This window comes from Streptomyces coelicoflavus (assembly GCF_003112555.1).
Classification (GTDB): domain Bacteria; phylum Actinomycetota; class Actinomycetes; order Streptomycetales; family Streptomycetaceae; genus Streptomyces; species Streptomyces coelicoflavus.
On record NZ_BEWB01000025.1, the window covers coordinates 1 to 18917 of the forward strand.

Genomic DNA, 18917 nt, shown 5'->3' on the forward strand with positions numbered 1-18917 from the left:
AAATATTAGAAGGGCTGGTCCCGGAACTTCGGTTCCGGGACCAGCCCTTTTTTGCTTTCTGTCACTTCGAGTTCACGTTGGGCCCCGACCATCCCACACATGGGTACTGCAGCAATGCTCAGGGCCGCCGGCGTGGGCGTCGGTGACGAGGTCGTCGTACCTGCCTTCGGGAACGTGGAAGTCGCCGAGGCCGTGGCACTCGTGGGTGCGTCGCCGGTGTTCGCCGACATAGATCCGGCGACGTACTGCCTGGATGCTTCCCTGGTGGAGGCGGCGCTGACGCCTCGGACCGCGGCCGTGGTCGTCGTGCACCGGTTCGGGCGGCCTGCGGACATGGGCGCCCTGCACAGGATCGGACAGCGGCACGGCCTGCTCGTGCTGGAGCACGGCGAGTCCGAGGGACCGTACGACGAGATAGCGCGCCGCAGGCAGCGTGCGGCCTACCTCGACGGGAAGTTGAGGGGCGTGCGGACCCCGGACTGGGGCGACGGACACACGTACCAGCAGTATGTGGTCCGGGTGCCGGGGAACGGGCGGCCGGACCGGGACGCCTTCGCCCGCGCGGTGCGGGGTCGGGGAGTCGACTGCCGGGTGCCGGTGAAGGCGCCCGTGCACCGGATGCCCGGATTCCGGCGGTGCGTGGCGCTGCCGGAGACGGAGCGGGCCGTCGACGAGACGCTCGCGCTGCCCGTCGAGGCCGCGTTGACCAAGCGGGACATGCAGCGGATCGTGTCCGCCTGCAATGCGCTCGGTGGGCTGCTGCAACCCGCCTACTGACGACCAGTCCGTGGTTGGGAGCACCGGCTTGTTCGGGGTATGATCTATTCCGTTGCCGCGAGGGAAACCTCGAAAGCGACAGGCCCCTATAGCTCAGTCGGTAGAGCGTCTCCATGGTAAGGAGAAGGTCAACGGTTCGATTCCGTTTGGGGGCTCCCACAGAAAGGCCCCGCCCACTCGGGCGGGGCCTTTCGCATGCCCTGGTCAGTCCGCGTGGGGCTCCGGGACGCGCATCGCGAGGATCGCCATGTCGTCGGACGGGGCGTCGGACGCGAAGCGCTCCACCGCGCGCATGATGCGGGCCGCCACCGCGCCGGCCGTGAGGCCCGTGCAGCTCGTCAGGACGTCGGCGAGGCCGTCGTCGCCCAGCATGCGCGTGCCCTCGCGGCGTTCGGTGACGCCGTCCGTGACGCACAGGAGGACGTCGCCCGGGTCGAGGGTGACGGTCTGCTCGTACAGCTCCAGGTCCTCGATGACGCCGAGGAGGGGCTGGGGTTCGGCCGCCGGCTCGACCGTGCCGTCCTGGCGCAGGCGCAGGGGGAGCGGGTGGCCGGCGCAGACCACCTTCAGCTCGGCGCTGCCGTCCGCCTGCGGGCGCATCTCGCCGTACAGCAGCGTGAGGAAGCGGCTGCGGGCGCCCTCGTCGAGGATGGCGGAGTTGAGGCGCTCCAGGACCGCCGGGCCGCTCAGCCCCTCCCGGGCCAGCAGGCGCAGGGCGTGCCGGGCCAGGCCCGTGACGGCGGCCGCGTTGGGGCCCGTGCCGCAGACGTCACCGATGGCGAAGCCGTACGCGTCGTCGCTGATGGGGAAGAGGTCGTAGAAGTCGCCGCCGACCTCGTTGCCCTCGCCGGCCGCGCGGTAGATGACCTCGACCTCGACGCCGTCGATGACGGGCAGCTCCGGCGGCAGGAGGCTGCGCTGGAGGGACTGGCTGATCGCCGTGCGCTCCGAGTACAGCCGGGCGTTGTCCAGGGCCAGAGCGGCCCGGCGGGACAGGTCCTCGGCGAGTTCGAGGATCTCCTGGCGGAAGTGGTCGTCGGTGGGCTTGCCGAGCGTGAGCATGCCGATGACGCGGTTGCGGGCGACCAGCGGCAGGACGACGGTCTCGCCGCCGACGGCGGAGGCCGTGGCGAGGGTCGGGCCGATGCCGGTGCTCAGCGGCTGCGGCGTACCGCCGCTGAGGCCGAGGTCGCGCATGGAGGTGCGCAGCGCCGCCTGGTGGGCCATCTCCGCGGGGGCCGTCCACACCCGGGCGCCCGGCGTGGGCACCGGGTCGGGCGGGGCGATCTTCGACAGCAGGGACTTGATGCCGTCGATCAACTCCTCGTCCTCGTGCAGGACGTACGAGAGGTACGGGTCCGAGGACTGGTCGGCGATCGTGTAGACGGCGCACCAGGTGGCCAGTGTCGGGACCGTCATCTGGGCCATCAGGGCCAGCGTCTGGTCGCGGTCCAGGGTGCCGGCGAGGAGGTCGGAGGCCTCGACGAGGAAGCTGAGGGAGCCGCGGCGCAGCCGCTCCAGCTCGCCCAGGCGCGCCGACTCGACGGCCAGGGCGATGCGGTCGGCGGCGAACTGGAGGCGCAGCGCCTCCTCGTTGGAGTACCGGCCGGCGGCCTCGGCCGCGACGCCGAGGGAGCCGGTGAGGCGGCCCTCGACCTTGAGCGGGACGGTGACGACCGAGCGCATGCCCGTGCTGTTGAGGAGCGGGACGGCGCCGGGGACGGACTCGAGGTCGTCGTGGACGGCGGGCATGCGCGCCGAGCCGTAGCGTCCGGGGCCCGCCTCGACGGGGACGCGGGCGAACCGCTGGCGGGCGGAGGGCAGGCCGGTGGAGGCGCGGACCTCCAACTCCGTTTCGTCGTCGGTCGCCAGGAGCAGGAAGGCGGCGTCGGCGTCGAGCATGTCGCGGGCGCGTTCGACCGTGCGCTGGAGAAGGCCGTCGAGGTCGTCCGGGGCGGGGGAGCCGATGAACACCTCGAAGGGGTCGGCACTCTGGCCCTCGGAGGACGGGGAGTCGGGGGCCGGCACCCGCAACGGGGTTTGCAGCACCGCGCGTTCGTGGTCGCGGACGAGGAGGCAGACCGTGGAGGGCTCGCCGTCGGCGTCGCGGACGCGGAGGTGGGAGGCGTAGACCGGGGTGACGCGGCCGTCGGCGCCCCTTATGCCGTAGCTGCCCTCCCAGCGGGAGAGCTGGAGGGCCTCGGCGATGCCGGTGCTGGTGCCGGGGGTGTGCGGCCAGGCGGCGAGGTCGGTCAGCGGCTTGCCGGTGACCTGGTCGGCGGCGTAGCCGAAGAGGTCCTCGGCGTCCTCGTTCCACGACGTGACGGCGCCGGTGCGGTCGATCTGGACGACGGCGACGCGGACCCGGCCGTCGGCGAGCGGCAGCAGGGCGGCCGGGAGGGAGGGACCGGCGGCGCGGGTGCCGACCGGGCGCTCGGGCAGATGGAGGTGGAACCAGACGTTCTTCAGCGTGGGCGTGTACTCCACGCCCCAGCGGTCGGCCAGCGCCGCGCACAGCTGGAGGCCGCGGCCGCCCTCGCGGTCGAGGCTGCCCATGGTGGCGGGGGAGCCCTGGAGCGGGACCTCGCGCTCCGGATAGTGGTCGGCGACCTCGATGCGTACGCCGTCGTCGCTGCGCAGGCACACGACGTCGGCGGTGGTGCCCGCGTGCACCACCGCGTTGGTCACCAGCTCGCTGGTGAGCACCACGGCGTCGTCGACGATGTCGGCATGGCCCCAGCCCTGGAGTGTGTCGCGGACGAAGGACCGGGCACTCGCCACGGATCGCCCGACGGGCTCGAAGCTGGCGGCCGCGCGCGCGGTGATCACAGAACTTCCCGACCCTCTCTCCCCGTGCACGGCCTCATGGCCGGCCGGCTGGTGCCGCTGCTGCGGCAGTCCACCCGTCGGCCCGGGATCCGGGGGCTGCTCCCCCGGGATCAGTCCGGTGGTCATTCCGGCCGCCCCTCCGATGCCCGCTCGTCTCCGTGCCACCGCCCAGACCGGACGGACCGGTACGGCTGGACAGCCACGTGCAAGGTTACTTACCTTCGCCGTCCATCCGGATGCCGGTCTGCAGTGTTTCCGCCCAGAGGGTGTGCGGACGATGTGCGAAGCTGCCGAACTGTTATGGCCTGGTTCGGCCGGGGTGAAACACTGGGCAAGCTGCCAATGAGGGTCCGGGCAGGTGAATGCACGCCTGGCCGGGTGGGCAGCAGCCCCTGGAAGCGGTCCGGCGCGCCGGACCGGATCGCCCGGCAGTACGGGAAACAGGCGGCAGGAACCGGTCCGCCGAGCGTTGGCGGCCGGGCACAGCGGTATCGGTCGAGCCCTGCGGGAGGGACACAGTGGAGTCTGGCGCAGCGACGCGGGCCACGAAGACGCGCGCGAAAGGCGGACAGTCCCTGAGCAACCAGGGCAAAACGCGGGGCGGCACCACGACGGTGGACACGGCGGCCCTGAACCGGCTGCTCGCGGCGCTGGTCTCCATGCGGGAGGGAAACTTCCGCAGGCGGCTCACGGTGTCCGGCGACGGCGTGATGTCGGAGATCGCGGCGGTCTTCAACGAGGTGGCCGACCGCAATCTCCACCTCACGGGAGAGCTGGCGCGGGTGCGGCGCGTGGTCGGACGTGAGGGAAAACTCACGGAGCGGCTGGAGACCGGAGCCTGCGAGGGGTCCTGGGCGACCGCGATCGACAACTCGAACGCCCTGGTGGACGATCTCGTACGACCCGTCTCCGAGGTCAGCCGGGTGCTGTCGGCGGTCGCGGACGGCGATCTGTCGCCGCGCATGGAGCTGCGGACGCAGAGCGACGAGGGCACCGGGCAGCCGCTGCGCGGTGAGTTCCTGAAGGTCGGCCGGACCGTGAACAACCTGGTCGACCAGTTGTCGACGTTCACGGACGAGGTCACGCGGGTGGCCAGCGAGGTCGGCACCGAGGGCAAGCTGGGCGGTCAGGCCCGGGTGCGCGGCATGTCCGGGTCCTGGAAGGACCTGACGGACTCCGTCAACACGATGGCGTACCGGCTCACCGCCCAGGTGAGGGACATCGCGCTGGTGACGACGGCCGTGGCCAAGGGCGATCTGTCGCGGAAGGTCACGGTGCACGTGGCCGGCGAGATGCTGGAGCTGAAGAACACCGTCAACACGATGGTGGACCAGCTCTCGGCGTTCTCCTCCGAGGTGACCCGCTTGGCCCGTGAGGTCGGCACCGAGGGCGCGCTGGGCGGGCAGGCGCGGGTGCCGGGCGTGGCCGGGGTGTGGAAGGAGCTGACCGACTCCGTCAACACCATGGCCGGGAACCTGACGGCCCAGATGCGCGAGATCTCCCATGTGACGACGGCGGTCGCCAACGGCGATCTGTCGAAGAAGGTGACGGTGCCGGCCCGGGGAGAGGTCGCGCAGCTCGCCGAGACGATCAACCAGATGACCGAGACGCTGCGGATCTTCGCGGACGAGGTCACGCGCGTGGCGAACGAGACGGGTGGGGAGGGCCAGCTCGGCGGCCAGGCGATCGTGCCGGGCGCGGCCGGTATCTGGAAGGACCTGACGGACTCCGTCAACACGGTCTTCAGGAACCTGACCACGCAGGTGCGGGACATCGCCGCGGTGACGACGGCGGTGGCCAGCGGTGACCTGTCGCAGAAGGTCACGGTGGACGTGGCCGGCGAGATGCTGGAGCTGAAGAACACCGTCAACACGATGGTGGACCAGCTGTCCGCCTTCGGTGCCGAGGTCACGCGGGTGGCCCGGGAGGTCGGTGTCGAGGGCGAGCTGGGCGGTCAGGCGCAGGTGCCGGGGGCGGCGGGTACCTGGAAGGACCTGACGGACTCCGTCAACACGGCGTTCCGCAACCTCACCGGTCAGGTGAGGAACATCGCCCAGGTGACGACGGCGGTGGCCAACGGCGACCTGTCGCAGAAGGTCACCGTGGACGTCTCCGGCGAGATGCTCCAGCTGAAGAACACCGTGAACACCATGGTGGACCAGCTCTCCAGCTTCGCCGACCAGGTGACGCGGATGGCCCGGGACGTGGGCACGGAGGGCCGCCTGGGCGGTCAGGCCCGGGTCGACGGCGTGTCGGGGACCTGGAAGGAGCTGACGGACTCGGTCAACTCCATGGCCGGCAATCTGACCTCCCAGGTGCGCAACATCGCCCAGGTGACGACGGCCGTGGCGCGCGGCGACCTGTCGCAGAAGATCGACGTCGACGCGCGCGGCGAGATCCTGGAGCTGAAGAACACCATCAACACGATGGTCGACCAGCTCTCCAGCTTCGCCGAGCAGGTCACCCGGGTCGCCCGTGAGGTGGGCACGGAGGGCCGCCTCGGCGGTCAGGCGCAGGTGCCCGGGGTCGCCGGTGTGTGGCGTGACCTGACGGACTCGGTGAACGGCATGGCCGGCAATCTCACCGCGCAGGTCCGCAACATCGCGCAGGTCGCGACGGCCGTGGCGCGCGGTGACCTGTCCCAGAAGATCACCGTGGACGCGCGCGGGGAGATCCTGGAGCTGAAGAACACCCTGAACACGATGGTGGACCAGCTGTCGTCGTTCGCCCAGGAGGTCACGCGCGTCGCGCGCGAGGTGGGCACCGAGGGCATCCTCGGCGGCCAGGCGGAGGTGCAGGGCGTCTCCGGCACCTGGAAGGACCTCACGCAGTCCGTGAACGGCATGGCCAACAACCTGACCATGCAGGTGCGCAACATCGCCGAGGTGACGACGGCGGTCGCCAAGGGCGACCTGTCGAAGAAGATCACCGTCGACGCCAAGGGCGAGATCCTCGAGCTGGTCACCACCGTCAACACGATGGTCGACCAGCTGTCGTCGTTCGCCGAGCAGGTCACGCGGGTGGCCCGCGAGGTGGGCACCGAGGGCATCCTCGGCGGCCAGGCGAGCGTGCCCGGCGTCGTGGGCATCTGGAAGGACCTCAACGACAACGTCAACCTGATGGCCAAGAACCTCACGGTCCAGGTGCGGAACATCTCCCAGGTGGCCGCGGCCGTCGCCAACGGCGACCTGACGCGGACGGTGACGATCGAGGCGCGCGGCGAGGTCGCGCAGCTCGCCGACACCTTCAACACCATGGTGCGGACGCTGCGGTCCTTCGCCGACCAGGTGACCAAGGTGGCCCGCGAGGTGGGCACCGACGGCATCCTGGGCGGCCAGGCGCAGGTGCCGGGTGTGTCGGGGACGTGGAAGGACCTCACCGAGTCGGTGAACCAGATGGCGTCGAATCTCACCGGTCAGGTGCGCAACATCGCCATGGTCACCACGGCGATCGCGAAGGGCGACCTGACGAAGAAGATCGACATCGACGCGCGCGGCGAGATCCTGGAGCTGAAGACGACCATCAACACGATGGTCGACCAGCTGTCGTCCTTCGCCGAGGAGGTCACCCGCGTCGCCCGTGAGGTGGGCACGGAGGGGCAGCTCGGCGGCCAGGCACGCGTGCGGGACGTCGACGGCACCTGGCGCGACCTGACGGAGTCCGTGAACGAGATGGCCGGGAACCTGACCCGGCAGGTGCGGGCCATCGCGCGCGTGGCGACCGCGGTGACGCGCGGCGACCTGAACCTGAAGATCGACGTGGACGCCTCCGGGGAGATCTCGGAGCTGCAGGACTACATCAACAAGATGATCGCCAACCTGCGCGACACCACGATCGCCAACAAGGAGCAGGACTGGCTCAAGGGCAATCTGGCCCGGATCTCCGGCCTGATGCAGGGACGCCGCGACCTCCAGGACGTGGCCTCACTGATCATGAGCGAGCTGACCCCTGTCGTCTCCGCCCAGCACGGGGCGTTCTTCCTCGCGATGCCGCTGGTCGACGGGCAGGAGCAGGCGGGCGCCGAGGGCGACGCGTACGAGCTGCGCATGCTCGGGTCGTACGGCTACTCGATGGGGTCCATGCCCACCTCGTTCCGGCCGGGCGAGGCGCTGGTCGGCACGGCCGCCGAGGAGAAGCGCACGATCCTCGTGGAGAACGCGCCGAGCGGTTACCTGAAGATCTCCTCCGGGCTCGGCGAGGCGCCGCCCGCGCAGGTGATCGTGCTGCCGGTGCTGTTCGAGGGGCAGGTGCTCGGCGTCATCGAGCTGGCGTCCTTCACGCCGTTCACGCACATCCAGAAGGACTTCCTGAACCAGATCGCCGAGATGATCGCGACCAGCGTCAACACCATCTCCGTGAACACCAAGACGGAGGTCCTGCTGAGCCAGTCGCAGGAGCTGACCGAGCAACTGCGGGAGCGGTCGGAGGAGTTGGAGCAGCGGCAGAAGGCACTTCAGTCGTCCAACGCCGAACTGGAGGAGAAGGCCGAACTGCTGGCGCAGCAGAACCGCGACATCGAGGTGAAGAACACCGAGATCGAGGAGGCGCGGCAGGTCCTGGAGGAGCGTGCCGAGCAGCTCGCCGTCTCCATGCGCTACAAGAGCGAGTTCCTGGCCAACATGTCGCACGAGCTGCGCACGCCGCTCAACTCGCTGCTGATTCTGGCCAAGTTGCTCGCTGACAACGCCGACGCGAACCTGACCCCGAAGCAGGTCGAGTTCGCCGAGACGATCCACGGCGCGGGCTCCGACCTGCTCCAGCTCATCAACGACATCCTCGACCTGTCGAAGGTCGACGCCGGGAAGATGGACGTCTCCCCGACGCGCATCGCGCTCGTCCAGCTCGTGGACTACGTGGAGGCGACCTTCCGGCCGCTGAGCGCGGAGAAGGGCCTGGACCTTTCGGTGCGGGTGTCGCCGGGGCTGCCCGCCACCATGCACACCGACGAGCAGCGGCTGCTCCAGGTGCTGCGCAACCTGCTGTCCAACGCGGTGAAGTTCACCGACTCGGGCTCCGTCGAGCTGGTCATCCGGCCGGCCCGGGACGAGGTTCCGAAGGCCATCCGGGAGCAGTTGCTGGAGGCCGGTTCGATGAACGAGCCGGACGCCGAGCTGATCGCGTTCTCCGTGAGCGACACGGGCATCGGGATCGCGGCCAGCAAGATGCAGGTGATCTTCGAGGCGTTCAAGCAGGCCGACGGCACCACGAGTCGCAAGTACGGCGGTACGGGTCTCGGACTGTCCATCTCGCGGGAGATCGCGCAGTTGCTCGGCGGCGAGATCCACGCCCAGAGCGAGCCGGGCCGCGGCTCGACGTTCACGCTCTACCTGCCGCTGCACCCGAGCGAGCTGCCGCCGCACGGCTACCAGCAGCCGCTGCCGTCCGTGGAGGGCGGTGAGCTGCCGGCGCCCTCCGGTGCCGTGGCCGAACTGCCGGGTGCACAGACCGAGGCCCCGGCCGAGGTGCAGTCGTACCAGGATCCGCAGAACGGGGCGGCCGCGCTGTTCCGGCGGCGTCGCCGGCCGGCCGCGACCGAGGAGCTGCCCGCGGTGCGGGAGCGGCGGTCGGACGACGGGCAGGAGCCGGCGTCGCAGTCGAGCCGGGGAATCCGCTTCGGCGGGCAGAAGGTGCTGATCGTCGACGACGACATCCGCAACGTCTTCGCCCTCACCAGCGTCCTGGAGCAGCACGGTCTTTCCGTGCTGTACGCCGAGAACGGGCGCGAGGGCATCGAGGTCCTGGAGCAGCACGAGGACGTGGCGGTCGTCCTGATGGACATCATGATGCCGGAGATGGACGGGTACGCGACGACCACGGCGATCCGCAGGATGCCCCAGTTCGCCGGGCTGCCGATCATCGCGCTGACCGCGAAGGCGATGAAGGGCGACCGGGAGAAGGCGATCGAGTCGGGCGCCTCCGACTACGTGACGAAGCCGGTCGACCCCGATCACCTGCTGACGGTGATGCAGCAGTGGATGCGGGAGGAGTGAGCGCGGCGGGCCGGCGGGCGCGGTCGGGAAGCCGGCGGGAAGCGGCCGGTACGTTCGGACCTCGTGCCCGTAGTACGTTCGGGCACGGCGTCCCCGTACGTTCGGGCACCTTCCGTGCGGCTCGCTCGGGCGGTGTGCGAACGTGGAGTATGTGTAAACGGCGGGGACCTTCGGGGCTCACGCGCGGTCGCTGACCGAGCGTGCCCGAAACCGTGTAGAAGTACGGGATTCGGGGAACCTTCTGGTCTCCCGCCGCGTTTCTGCTACGAGCACAGTGACATCACGGTGACAGGGTGTGGCGACAGGCGGGGTGCGGCTACGATGACCGGCACGAGGACGGGCGGCGCAAGGGAGCCGTCCTCCGGGGCGGCACCCGCCGGTGCCGCGTCGAGTCCTGTGGACAGGGGAGGCCCCACGCCGGGGCGAGGAGGGCGGGCCATGGTGCAGAAGGCCAAGATCCTCCTGGTCGATGACCGGCCGGAGAATCTGCTTGCGCTGGAGGCGATCCTCTCGGCGCTCGATCAGACGCTGGTGCGGGCATCGTCCGGGGAGGAAGCGCTCAAAGCACTGCTCACGGACGACTTCGCGGTCATTCTGCTGGACGTGCAGATGCCGGGCATGGACGGTTTCGAGACCGCCGCGCACATCAAGCGACGGGAGAGGACCCGGGACATCCCGATCATCTTCCTCACCGCGATCAACCACGGCCCCCACCACACCTTCCGCGGGTACGCGGCGGGCGCGGTGGACTACATCTCCAAGCCGTTCGACCCCTGGGTGCTGCGGGCCAAGGTCTCGGTCTTCGTCGAGCTGTACATGAAGAACTGCCAGCTGCGGGAGCAGGCGGCACTGCTGCGCCTCCAGTTGGAGGGCAACGGCAAGGCCGAGGCCGGCGAGGCCAAGGAGCCGGCGGGGCTGCTGGCCGAGCTGTCGGCCCGGCTCGCGGCCGTGGAGGAGCAGGCGGAGGCGCTGTCCAAGCAGCTGGGCGACGAGTCGACGGACGCGGCGGCGGTGGCGACAGCGGCCCATCTGGAGCGCAAGCTCACCGGGCTGCGACGGGCCCTGGACGCCCTGGAGCCGGGCACGCCCGGAGACCAGGCCGCCGTCAACTGACGTAGCGCGGCCCCCTGGTGCCCCGTGCGGTGCGGTACGGGGGTCCCGGTCAGCCCTCGGCATCCGGTGGCAGCCCTCTGCGACGCGCCGCCCGGTGAGGACGCGTCAGACGCTGTACCGGAGCCGTCAGTTCCGCCTCTGTCCGGGGGCGACACGAACGGGTGAAGCGGTAGGCACACGTGTCGACCGCCGTCTCCCCCGGTAACCTCACACCCATGGCCTCACGTCCCTCCGCAGCCAAGAAGCAGCCCGCGAAGAAGGCGGCCGCTCCCGCGAAGGGCCCCGCCAAGAAGGCACCCGCCAAGAAGGCACCTGCGAAGAAGGCGCCCGCCAAGAAGGCCGCGGCGAAGAAGCCCGCGCCCAAACCGGCTCCGAACCCCACCGGGGGCGTCTACCGGCTGGTGCGCGCGCTCTGGCTGGGCCTCGCGCACGGAGTCGGCGCCGTCTTCCGCGGCATAGGGCAGGGCGCCAAGAACCTCGACCCGGCCCACCGCAAGGACGGCGTCGCCCTGCTGCTGCTCGGCATCGCGCTGATCGTCGCCGCGGGCACCTGGGCCGACCTCAAGGGCCCTGTCGGCGACCTCGTCGAGATCCTCGTGACCGGTGCCTTCGGCCGCCTCGACCTGCTCGCGCCGATCCTGCTCGGCGCCATCGCCGTACGGCTGATCCGGCACCCCGAGAAGCCCGAGGCGAACGGACGGATCGTGATCGGCCTGTCCGCGCTCGTCGTCGGCGTGCTCGGCCAGGTGCACATCGCCTGCGGCTCACCGGCCCGCAGCGACGGCATGCAGGCCATAAGGGACGCCGGCGGGCTGATCGGCTGGGGAGCGGCGACCCCGCTGTCGTACACGATGACCGACGTGCTGGCCGTGCCGCTGCTCGTGCTGCTCACGGTCTTCGGGCTGCTCGTGGTCACCGCCACGCCGGTCAACGCGATCCCGCAGCGGCTGCGGCAGCTCGGGGTGCGGCTCGGCCTGGTGGGCGACCCGGAGGCGGACGTCCTCACGGACGACGACGAGCGCTACGACGAACAGTGGCGCGAGGCGCTGCCCGCCCGAACCCGCAGGCGCGGGGCGCCGGCCGCCGACGAGCAGCCGTACGACCCCGACGCGGCGGAGCAGGAGGCGCTGAACAGGCGCCGCGGCAGGCCCCGGCGATCCGCCGTGCCGCAGCCCGAGATGAACCGCCCGATGGACGCCGTGGACGTCGCCGCGGCCGCGGCCGCCGCGCTCGACGGCGCCGTACTGCACGGCATGCCGCCCTCGCCGCTGGTCGCCGACCTCACGCAGGGCGTGAGCACGGGGGACCGCGAGTCCACGACCCCGACCCCCACGCCCGTGCCGGCCGCGCGGCCGCAGCCGGGCAAGCTCAAGAAGGACGCCGCCAAGGAGCCCCGGGAAGAGGCGGCGGGCGGTGGCGTCCCCGACCTCACGAAGACGCCGCTGCCCAAAGAACGGGACCTGCCGCCGCGGGCCGAGCAGCTCCAGCTCTCCGGCGACATCACCTACTCCCTGCCGTCCCTCGACTCCCTCACACGCGGCGGCCCCGGCAAGGCGCGCAGTGCCGCCAACGACGCCATAGTCGCCTCGCTCACCACCGTCTTCACCGAGTTCAAGGTCGACGCCGCCGTCACCGGCTTCACCCGGGGCCCGACCGTCACGCGCTACGAGGTCGAGCTGGGCCCCGCCGTGAAGGTCGAGCGGATCACCGCGCTGACCAAGAACATCGCGTACGCCGTCGCCAGCCCCGACGTGCGGATCATCAGCCCGATCCCCGGCAAGTCCGCGGTCGGCATCGAGATCCCCAACACCGACCGGGAGATGGTCAACCTCGGCGACGTGCTGCGCCTCGCCGAGTCCGCCGAGGACGACGACCCGATGCTGGTCGCCTTCGGCAAGGACGTCGAGGGCGGCTACGTCATGCACTCGCTGGCGAAGATGCCGCACATGCTGGTCGCCGGCGCCACCGGCTCCGGCAAGTCGTCCTGCATCAACTGCCTGATCACCTCGATCATGATGCGGGCGACCCCGGAGGACGTCCGGATGATCCTGGTCGACCCCAAGCGGGTCGAGCTGACGGCCTACGAGGGCATCCCGCACCTGATCACGCCGATCATCACCAACCCGAAGCGGGCCGCCGAGGCGCTCCAGTGGGTCGTGCGCGAGATGGACCTGCGCTACGACGACCTCGCCGCCTACGGCTACCGGCACATCGACGACTTCAACCGCGCGGTGCGCGAGGGCAGGGCCAAGACGCCCGAGGGCAGCGAGCGCGAACTCCAGCCGTACCCGTACCTGCTGGTGATCGTGGACGAGCTGGCCGACCTGATGATGGTCGCGCCGCGCGACGTCGAGGACGCGATCGTCAGGATCACGCAGCTCGCGCGCGCGGCCGGCATCCACCTGGTGCTCGCCACCCAGCGGCCCTCCGTGGACGTCGTCACCGGCCTGATCAAGGCCAACGTGCCCTCCCGGCTCGCCTTCGCCACCTCCTCGCTCGCCGACTCCCGGGTCATCCTCGACCAGCCCGGCGCCGAGAAGCTGATCGGCAAGGGCGACGGCCTCTTCCTGCCGATGGGCGCGAACAAGCCGACCCGCATGCAGGGCGCGTTCGTGACCGAGGAGGAGATCGCGGTCGTCGTCCAGCACTGCAAGGACCAGATGGCGCCGGTCTTCCGGGACGACGTCACCGTCGGCACCAAGCAGAAGAAGGAGATCGACGAGGACATCGGCGACGACCTCGACCTGCTGTGCCAGGCCGCCGAGCTGGTCGTCTCCACGCAGTTCGGGTCGACCTCGATGCTCCAGCGCAAGCTGCGCGTCGGCTTCGCCAAGGCCGGGCGGCTGATGGACCTGATGGAGTCGCGGAGCATCGTCGGACCGAGCGAGGGTTCGAAGGCTCGTGACGTTCTTGTGAAGCCTGACGAGCTGGACGGCGTGCTCGCGGTGATCCGGGGGGAGTCTGAAGGGTAGGGACGGGTAGGCGAACGGTTCCGCCGACGTTCCGCCGGTGTTCCGCCGGCGGGTGTCGCGACGGCCGGGCGGCCGATCGTGACTCACCCGTTAGCGATCATTGAGCAACCGTTTCCCCAGGCCCTACGTCAAGTTGAGGGAAGTGACAAACAGGTAGTCCACCATCGGAGTGTCGGGCCATTCCGATGGTGTAAAGGTCGTACCGTCCGCTTGCCCCACCCCTTCGCCCCCCTCCTAGACTGAACGCCCAGCACAGGCGGCTAAACGCTCGAAAGGCGCCCCCGTGTCCAACGGCAACTCTCCCGAAGACGAGCGTCCGATCGAAGACGTGTCCCACGACGTCCCCGAAGGCGTTTCCGAGGAAGCCCGCCCCTCCGTCGGCCGTGCCCTCAAGCAGGCGCGGATCGCCGCCGGGTTGACCGTCGACGACATCACCACCGCCACCCGGGTCCGCATCGCCATCGTGCACGCCATCGAGGCGGACGACTTCGCGCCCTGCGGGGGCGACGTCTACGCGCGCGGTCACATCCGCACCCTCGCCAAGGCCGTCGGGCTCGACCCGGCCGACCTGCTCGCGCGGTTCGACGCCGAGCACGGCGGGCGCCCGGCGCCGACCGCCGCCGCGCCGCTGTTCGAGGCGGAGCGCATCCGTCCCGAGCGGCGGGGACCCAACTGGACCGCCGCCATGGTCGCCGCCATCGTCGCCGTGATCGGTTTCGTGGGCTTCACCTTCGTCAAGGGCGGTGACGACGGCGGCAACGAGGCGAGTGTCGCCGAGGGGGCCAATGCCTCGCCCAGCGAGTCCGCCTCGGCCGGCGCCAAGCCCGAGAAGCCCGCCGACCCCAAGCCGGAACCGAGCGACAGCGCCATCGCCGCCGCGCCCGCGGACAAGGTGACCGTCAAGGTCAGCGCCACCGACGGGCGCAGCTGGATCTCCGCGAAGGACCACAACGGCCGGCTGCTCTTCGACGGACTGCTCAAGCAGGGCGACTCCAAGACCTTCCAGGACAACGAGAAGGTCAACCTCGTCCTCGGCGACGCCGGAGCCATAGAGCTCTACGTCAACGGCAAGAAGATCGAGGACGACTTCCGGCCCGGCGCCGTCGAGCGGCTGACGTACACGAAGGGCGACCCGCAGGTCGGGTAGCGGATCCGCCGCGGCGGGTCGTCACGGGGGCGGCCGGGAACGGCCAACCCCGTCGACGTGGGCTGTCGGCGGGACGAAGTAGTCTTGAGCCCATGCCTGAAAGCCGCACCGTCGCACTCGTCACCCTTGGCTGCGCCCGTAACGAGGTGGACTCGGAGGAGCTCGCAGGCCGTCTGGAGGCGGACGGCTGGAAGCTCGTCGACGACGCCGAGGAAGCGGACGTCGCCGTCGTGAACACGTGCGGCTTCGTCGAGGCCGCCAAGAAGGACTCCGTCGACGCCCTCCTGGAGGCCAACGACCTCAAGGGCCACGGAAGAACGCAGGCCGTGGTCGCGGTGGGCTGCATGGCCGAGCGCTACGGCAAGGAACTGGCCGACGCCCTCCCGGAGGCCGACGGCGTCCTCGGCTTCGACGACTACGCCGACATCTCCGACCGCCTGCAGACCATCCTGAACGGCGGAATCCACGCCGCCCACACCCCGCGCGACCGGCGCAAGCTGCTGCCGATCAGCCCCGCCGAGCGCCAGGAGGCCGGCGCCGCGGTCGCCCTGCCCGGGCACGGCCCGACCGACCTCCCCGAGGGCGTCGCCCCCGCCTCCGGGCCCCGCGCGCCCCTGCGCCGCCGCCTGGACGGCTCCCCGGTCGCCTCGGTGAAGCTGGCCTCCGGCTGCGACCGGCGCTGCTCCTTCTGCGCCATTCCGTCCTTCCGCGGCTCCTTCATCTCGCGCCGCCCGAGCGACGTGCTGAACGAGACGCGGTGGCTGGCCGAGCAGGGCGTGAAGGAGATCATGCTGGTCTCCGAGAACAACACCTCCTACGGCAAGGACCTCGGCGACATCCGGCTCCTCGAGTCGCTCCTGCCGAACCTCGCCGAGGTCGACGGCATCGAGCGGGTACGGGTCAGCTACCTCCAGCCGGCCGAGATGCGCCCCGGCCTGATCGACGTGCTCACCTCCACCGACAAGGTCGTGCCCTACTTCGACCTCTCCTTCCAGCACTCCGCGCCGAACGTGCTGCGCGCGATGCGCCGCTTCGGCGACACCGACCGCTTCCTGGAGCTCCTCGACACCATCCGGAGCAAGGCCCCCGAGGCCGGAGTGCGCTCCAACTTCATCGTCGGCTTCCCCGGCGAGTCCGAGAGCGACCTCGCCGAGCTGGAGCGGTTCCTGAACCACGCCCGGCTGGACGCCATCGGCGTCTTCGGGTACTCGGACGAGGAGGGCACCGAGGCGGCGACCTACGGCGACAAGCTGGACGAGGACGTCGTCGCCGAGCGGCTGGCACGTGTCTCCCGCCTGGCCGAGGAACTGGTCTCGCAGCGGGCCGACGAGCGTGTCGGAGCGACCGTGCGGGTACTGGTGGAGTCCGTGGACCCCGCCGACGGAGGAGACGGCGTCCGCGGCCGCGCGGAGCACCAGGCGCCCGAGACGGACGGCCAGGTGCTGCTCACGAGCGGCGAAGGCCTGCGTGTCGGTCGTATGGTCGACGCGAAGGTGGTCGGTACGGAAGGTGTCGACCTGGTGGCCGAGCCGCTGGAGGGCTCGCCCGAGTGGAGTGAGGAGGCCGGCAGATGAGCGGTGTCCCGGCGTCCGCCGCGGGCGGTTCCTCCGGCGCGCGCAGGACCGGCCCGCGCGGCACTCACGGGGCGGCTCAGGGACCGGCCGAGCGTACGACTCCGGGGGGTGCCGTGGGACGGGGCGCGACGGAGGGCAGTGCCGGCGGGCGTGGCGGCAAGATCGCGGCCGCCGCCGTCAACCAGGCGAGCGTCTGGAACGTCGCCAATCTGCTGACGATGTTCCGGCTGGTTCTCGTGCCGGTCTTCGTGGTGCTGATGCTGGGCAACGGCGGATACGACCCGGCCTGGCGCTCCTTCGCCTGGGCGGCCTTCGCCGTCGCCATGTTCACCGACATCTTCGACGGGCACCTGGCGCGCACCTACAACCTCGTCACCGACTTCGGGAAGATCGCCGACCCCATCGCCGACAAGGCGATCATGGGAGCGGCGCTCATCTGCCTGTCCGCGCTGGGCGACCTGCCCTGGTGGGTGACGGCCGTGATCCTCGGCCGGGAACTCGGGATCACCGTCCTGCGTTTCGTGGTCATCCGGTACGGCGTCATCCCCGCGAGCCGGGGCGGCAAGCTCAAGACGCTCACCCAAGGCATCGCCGTTGGCATGTACGTCCTGGCGCTGACGGGGCCCCTGGCCACCCTGAGGTTCTGGGTGATGGCGGCGGCGGTCGTCCTGACGGTCGCGACCGGTCTCGACTATGTGAAGCAGGCCATTGTGCTGCGCCGCCGGGGAATCGCCGAACGCAGGGCGGCGTTGAAGGATGCGTCGAAGGAGTCGGAAGTTTGAGTTCCACGGCCGCCGACGTGGTGCGACTACTCACGGTGAGGGGCGAGACCCTCGCGGTCGCCGAGTCGTTGACCGGCGGAATGGTCGCTGCCGCGCTCACCGCGGTCCCCGGGGCGTCCCAGGCCTTCCGGGGCTCGGTCACCGCCTACGCGACGGAGCTGAAGCGGGAACTGCTCGGCGTCGACGGCGAGCTGCTCGCGGCGCGCGGAGCGGTGGATGCGCAGGTCGCCGCCCAGATGGCGGCAGGCGTACGCACGGCGCTGGGTGCCGACTGGGGCATCGCGACGACGGGTGTCGCCGGCCCGGACCCGCAGGACGGGCAGCCCGTGGGGACGGTTTTCGTGGCCGTGGACGGGCCCGTCGGGGACGGCGGGGGTTGCGCCGATGGCGGAAAAGTGGAGGCGCTGCGGTTGAACGGCGACCGCGCGGAAATTCGTATGGAGAGTGTACGGAGCGTACTCGCACTTCTTTTGAGGGAGCTTGCGAGCGAACAGACCGGGAATGAGCGGGCACAGGATACGGAACGGAACGGGGGGTTTTGATGTTTGCAGCCCTGAGTGAACACGACATCGCTCCCCGCACGGCCGCGGCGCGAGGCGGTACGGTGGGGCGTGAAGGATGCGGTTACACGGTCCGAGGAGGGAGCCACCGATGATTCTGCTCCGTCGCCTGCTGGGTGACGTGCTGCGTCGGCAGCGCCAACGCCAGGGCCGTACTCTGCGCGAAGTCTCCTCGTCCGCCCGAGTCTCACTCGGCTATCTCTCCGAGGTGGAGCGGGGGCAGAAGGAGGCTTCTTCCGAGCTGCTCTCCGCCATCTGCGACGCGCTGGACGTACGGATGTCCGAGCTCATGCGGGAAGTGAGCGACGAGCTCGCCCTCGCCGAGCTGGCCCAGTCCGCCGCGGCGACCCCCAGCGAGACCGTACCGGCACCGGTGCGCCCGATGCTGGGTTCCGTCTCCGTGACCGGTGTGCCACCGGAACGGGTGACCATCAAGGCGCCCGCCGAGGCAGTGGACGTCGTCGCCGCCTGAGCGCCCGTGAGCGTGTGCATGTGAGGCCCCGGCCGGGGTCGCTCCGGAGGACCGGAGGGACGTGGTCGGGGTTTTCGCGTTCCCGGACCGTGCTCGGGCCCGGTCTCCCGTCGGTTTGCCGGTCCGTGCGCGTGCGGTCATCGTGGAGGGAGATGGCCGGGGGACGAACCGACGGAGGCGTGGATGTACGTCGTGAAGAGCCCGTTGTCCGACGCGGACCTGAAGACCGTCTCCGAGGCGTTGCAGGGAGCCCTGGTCGACCTGGTCGACCTGGCCCTGGTGGCGAAGCAGATCCACTGGAACGTGGTCGGTCCGCGCTTTCGCTCCGTACACCTCCAGCTCGACGAGCTCGTCGACACCGCCCGCACGCACTCGGACACCGTGGCCGAACGTGCCTCGGCGCTCGGCGTGTCCCCGGACGGGCGGGCCGCGACGGTCGCCGTCGGCAGCGGCATCGACGTGACCCCCGAGGGCTGGGTCGACGACACCACCGCCGTGCAGACCATCGTGGACGCGCTGGGCGCGGTGATCGGGCGGATGCGTGAACGGGTCGCGGTGAGCGGCGACCCCGATCCGGTGAGTCAGGACATCTTCATCCAGATCACGGCCGACCTCGAGAAGCAGCATTGGATGTTCCAGGCCGGAAACGGATGACGCGAGATGTCGGCGGCGCGGACCGCCCGCCGGACGGCCGCGCTGGG

Annotated in this window: 11 protein-coding genes and 1 tRNA gene; 11 read left to right on the forward strand and 1 reads right to left on the reverse strand. The window is 70.6% G+C overall.

Annotated features, from left to right (window positions below):
- Positions 1-114 precede the first annotated feature (114 nt).
- Positions 115-777 (forward strand): DegT/DnrJ/EryC1/StrS family aminotransferase, encoded by a 663-nt coding sequence (locus Sco07f_RS38730; protein ID WP_007387862.1) that lies wholly within the window; start codon positions 115-117, stop codon positions 775-777.
- An 82-nt stretch (positions 778-859) separates the two neighbouring features.
- A tRNA-Thr gene (locus Sco07f_RS38735) sits at positions 860-932 on the forward strand.
- Between the two features lie 49 nt (positions 933-981).
- On the opposite strand, the gene Sco07f_RS38740 is transcribed toward Sco07f_RS38735, so the two are convergent.
- On the reverse strand, positions 982-3732 hold the full coding sequence (locus tag Sco07f_RS38740) for a SpoIIE family protein phosphatase (protein ID WP_108990698.1): 2751 nt from the start codon (positions 3730-3732) through the stop codon (positions 982-984).
- Positions 3733-4124: 392 nt separating this feature from the next.
- On the opposite strand from Sco07f_RS38740, the gene Sco07f_RS38750 reads away from it, so the two are divergent.
- The 9 genes from Sco07f_RS38750 (at position 4125) to Sco07f_RS38790 (ending at position 18870) form a co-directional block, all read left to right on the forward strand.
- Positions 4125-9596 carry a HAMP domain-containing protein gene (locus tag Sco07f_RS38750; protein WP_108990699.1) on the forward strand — a complete coding sequence of 1824 codons (5472 nt, stop codon included), beginning with the start codon at positions 4125-4127 and terminating at the stop codon, positions 9594-9596.
- Between the two features lie 438 nt (positions 9597-10034).
- Positions 10035-10709, forward strand: a complete 675-nt coding sequence (locus tag Sco07f_RS38755; protein ID WP_007387864.1) for a response regulator — start codon at positions 10035-10037, stop codon at positions 10707-10709.
- A 215-nt stretch (positions 10710-10924) separates the two neighbouring features.
- Positions 10925-13681, forward strand: a complete 2757-nt coding sequence (locus tag Sco07f_RS38760; RefSeq protein WP_174855482.1) for a DNA translocase FtsK — start codon at positions 10925-10927, stop codon at positions 13679-13681.
- Between the two features lie 283 nt (positions 13682-13964).
- Positions 13965-14828, forward strand: a complete 864-nt coding sequence (locus Sco07f_RS38765; protein WP_108990700.1) for a helix-turn-helix domain-containing protein — start codon at positions 13965-13967, stop codon at positions 14826-14828.
- Positions 14829-14920: 92 nt separating this feature from the next.
- Entirely contained in the window at positions 14921-16402 is a 1482-nt protein-coding gene (rimO, locus tag Sco07f_RS38770) for a 30S ribosomal protein S12 methylthiotransferase RimO (RefSeq protein ID WP_054099790.1), read from the forward strand.
- Positions 16399-17184: a CDP-diacylglycerol--glycerol-3-phosphate 3-phosphatidyltransferase gene (gene pgsA, locus Sco07f_RS38775; RefSeq protein ID WP_087789358.1), complete on the forward strand. Its 786-nt coding sequence runs from the start codon at positions 16399-16401 to the stop codon at positions 17182-17184. The genes rimO and pgsA overlap by 4 nt, the downstream gene beginning before the upstream one ends.
- Positions 17181-17726: a CinA family protein gene (locus tag Sco07f_RS38780; protein WP_054099792.1), complete on the forward strand. Its 546-nt coding sequence runs from the start codon at positions 17181-17183 to the stop codon at positions 17724-17726. Before pgsA ends, Sco07f_RS38780 begins: the two co-directional genes overlap by 4 nt.
- 109 nt (positions 17727-17835) lie before the next feature.
- Positions 17836-18216 (forward strand): helix-turn-helix domain-containing protein, encoded by a 381-nt coding sequence (locus tag Sco07f_RS38785; RefSeq protein ID WP_007387871.1) that lies wholly within the window; start codon positions 17836-17838, stop codon positions 18214-18216.
- A gap of 183 nt (positions 18217-18399) precedes the next feature.
- Positions 18400-18870, forward strand: coding sequence for a Dps family protein (locus tag Sco07f_RS38790; RefSeq protein ID WP_007387872.1), 471 nt, complete (start codon positions 18400-18402; stop codon positions 18868-18870).
- The last annotated feature ends 47 nt before the right edge of the window (positions 18871-18917 follow it).

Coding starts and splice junctions, on each gene's coding strand:
- Sco07f_RS38730 (WP_007387862.1), top strand. CDS start 115: ATGCTCAGGGCCGCCGGCGTGGGCGTCGGTGACGAGGTCGTCGTACCT.
- Sco07f_RS38740 (WP_108990698.1), bottom strand. CDS start 3,732: ATGACCACCGGACTGATCCCGGGGGAGCAGCCCCCGGATCCCGGGCCG.
- Sco07f_RS38755 (WP_007387864.1), top strand. CDS start 10,035: ATGGTGCAGAAGGCCAAGATCCTCCTGGTCGATGACCGGCCGGAGAAT.
- Sco07f_RS38760 (WP_174855482.1), top strand. CDS start 10,925: ATGGCCTCACGTCCCTCCGCAGCCAAGAAGCAGCCCGCGAAGAAGGCG.
- rimO (WP_054099790.1), top strand. CDS start 14,921: ATGCCTGAAAGCCGCACCGTCGCACTCGTCACCCTTGGCTGCGCCCGT.
- pgsA (WP_087789358.1), top strand. CDS start 16,399: ATGAGCGGTGTCCCGGCGTCCGCCGCGGGCGGTTCCTCCGGCGCGCGC.
- Sco07f_RS38785 (WP_007387871.1), top strand. CDS start 17,836: ATGATTCTGCTCCGTCGCCTGCTGGGTGACGTGCTGCGTCGGCAGCGC.
- Sco07f_RS38790 (WP_007387872.1), top strand. CDS start 18,400: ATGTACGTCGTGAAGAGCCCGTTGTCCGACGCGGACCTGAAGACCGTC.